We start from the raw sequence: 2,051 nt of genomic DNA, 5'->3' as shown, positions 1-2,051 counted from the left end.
CCTCCGCCCCATGCCCACCCGCGGAGAATGGACCGATCAGATCAGCAGCGGCAGGAGGAGAGCGCCGTGGCGCTTACACTCATCTGCCATGAGCGCTAGGAGTATGGTGCACGGTTGTGCCGTTCGAGCGAGGTGATGTCCGCCCGCGAGACCTTGCAAGAAGTCGGTCGCCTCAGAAAAGTTCTCCCGAGCCATCGACAGGGATCTCTCCAAAGCCGCAACCTGGCCCTGCCAAAGCTCGACTGGACCGGCTTCCGGTGAAGATTGTCTACGCCGTTACAGCATCAGCTCGCGATTCCGGATCTCTGCCAGAAAGTGCGCGCTCATCTGATCTGTCATGCCTTCAACCTCATGTCGAATACGCTGCTGAGCTGAGTCTCTGTATCGTTCCACCTCGGAGGTGATTGTCGCCAGTTGTCGAGATCGGAGCGCGTTCACCGCCTCATGTTTCTCGAGAGCCGAAAGAGGGATTCTACCGCTGGCCAGCGCATTGTTGGTCGACGACGTTATTGGTTGAAGACAAAAGTCCGCTTCTTCTTCGGACAATTCCTGCCAACCATCCTTGGTCTTCCAGTAACCCTTGCGCATGAATACTGCGGGGGCTGCGATCCTGATCCTGCGCTGGAAGGAACGAAAAAGGGTATGAAGCATGCGTCGATCGGCGGAAAGTGCGGTCTTCTGCACTTCTGTCGGCGCGCTGTTGAGAATCGCCCTTGCCTCGGCCGTCCAGAGCGCGGGGAGCAGCTCATCCGGGAAAGGATCGAACTGCACCACTGTAATGACCACCAGTGGGCCAAGACCCCGTGCCGGATGACCTTCGGGTAGCCTGACGCTCGTCTGCACTACCGGCTTGGCTTTCCCTAAGGCAGTAAGGCCTGCAGCAGCATAGCCCGAAACCAGCGCATCGTGCAGTTCCGAGCCGTGATCGAGGAAACGGAGTGGGCGGCCGGACCGTGTACCATCTGCCCCAAGTTCTCCATCGTCAGTGAAGACGTTTTTCCGGGGCGGTGCAGAGATGTCGGCTCGCCGATAGATGAACGGGACGTGACTTGACATCCAACTTTCGCGGGACGCGCCAGGCAAGGAAAAGGGACTCTCGCCGGCTCGTCCTCGTTCGCCAACTCCATGATACCAGATCGTCTGGCAGGCGTAGCCATCCTCCTTGTCCAAACGCCCACCGGTATCAAAGTCCCTCGATGCCTTGATCGTCTTCAGCCATGCGCCGAGAGCACGTTCTTCCCGTCGAATGGGCGTTTCGTGAGGACGCGCCAAGTCGGACATCATCGCCGGGGCCAGACAGGGTTTCTCTCGCCACACCTCGAAGTCGGCTGCTGCCTGTTGCTGGGTGAAGGGGGATGCCTCTCGGAAGAGAGACGGCAGCCCAATGCCCTTTCCAGCAAGGGGAGTAACCAGAAGAGCTGATTTCTTGCCACTACTCGCCGTTACCTGACAACGCGCACCTCGATCAGTGCTGTCTCACGGCCTTCCTCCCCGTCGCCAATTCCCACCGCCGTACGGCGACGTCGCAATAGACCGGGTCCAGCTCCATCGCGAAGCAGTGTCGCCCGCTACGTTCGGCGGCAACCAGCTGGGTGCCGGAACCGCAGAACGGCTCATAGACAAGATCGCCGGGGGTCGCTGAATGCGGTCAGCACCGCCTCGACCAGCGCCACCGGAAACACCGCCGGGTGTGAGCCCGCCGGGCCGAGCCCGCCCTTGTGGCGCATGATGCGGAAGACGCTGTCCGGGATGCGGTGGCTCTGGATCGCGTTGCCGCTGCCGGTCTTGGCGCGGACAGTGCCGTCGGCTCCGCGCAGCCCACCGCCGCCCAGCGTCTCGCCCGCGTGTTTGGAGGCGACGGGCTTGTTCGGCTTCCGCGGCTGGCGGTTGAAGTGGAAAATGAACTCGTGCGACGGCGCGAGTCGGCCATTCCAGTCGCCCGGCAAGCCCGGACCCTGATCCCACACATACCAGCTGACCTGCCCCCCTCGGGTCCCTCGTTCATAACGAGAGTCTGCGGGTTTGAGATTGGTAGTCGGGTCGGCCGTTCT

2 protein-coding genes and 1 pseudogene are annotated in these 2,051 nt (G+C 61.5%); all 3 read right to left on the bottom strand.

What is annotated here, in order from left to right; translation table 11 throughout:
* Positions 1 to 276 precede the first annotated feature (276 nt).
* Complete coding sequence (locus FNF32_RS11975; protein ID WP_143796657.1) at positions 277 to 1,284, bottom strand: hypothetical protein; 1,008 nt, start codon at positions 1,282 to 1,284, stop codon at positions 277 to 279.
* Between the two features lie 181 nt (positions 1,285 to 1,465).
* Entirely contained in the window at positions 1,466 to 1,588 is a 123-nt protein-coding gene (locus FNF32_RS15675) for a hypothetical protein (protein WP_246087815.1), read from the bottom strand.
* A gap of 25 nt (positions 1,589 to 1,613) precedes the next feature.
* Positions 1,614 to 2,051, bottom strand: a pseudogene (locus tag FNF32_RS11970) (site-specific DNA-methyltransferase); the annotation flags it as partial.

The sequence above is a fragment of the Paracoccus marinus genome, from assembly GCF_007018965.1.
GTDB lineage: Bacteria > Pseudomonadota > Alphaproteobacteria > Rhodobacterales > Rhodobacteraceae > Paracoccus > Paracoccus marinus.
The sequence above is the reverse complement of the archived record's forward strand: the minus strand, read 5'-3'. Positions and strand labels throughout refer to the sequence as shown.

Excerpts from the sequence above, each read along its gene's own strand:
- FNF32_RS11975 (WP_143796657.1), bottom strand. The coding sequence starts at position 1,284 with ATGATGTCCGACTTGGCGCGTCCTCACGAAACGCCCATTCGACGGGAA.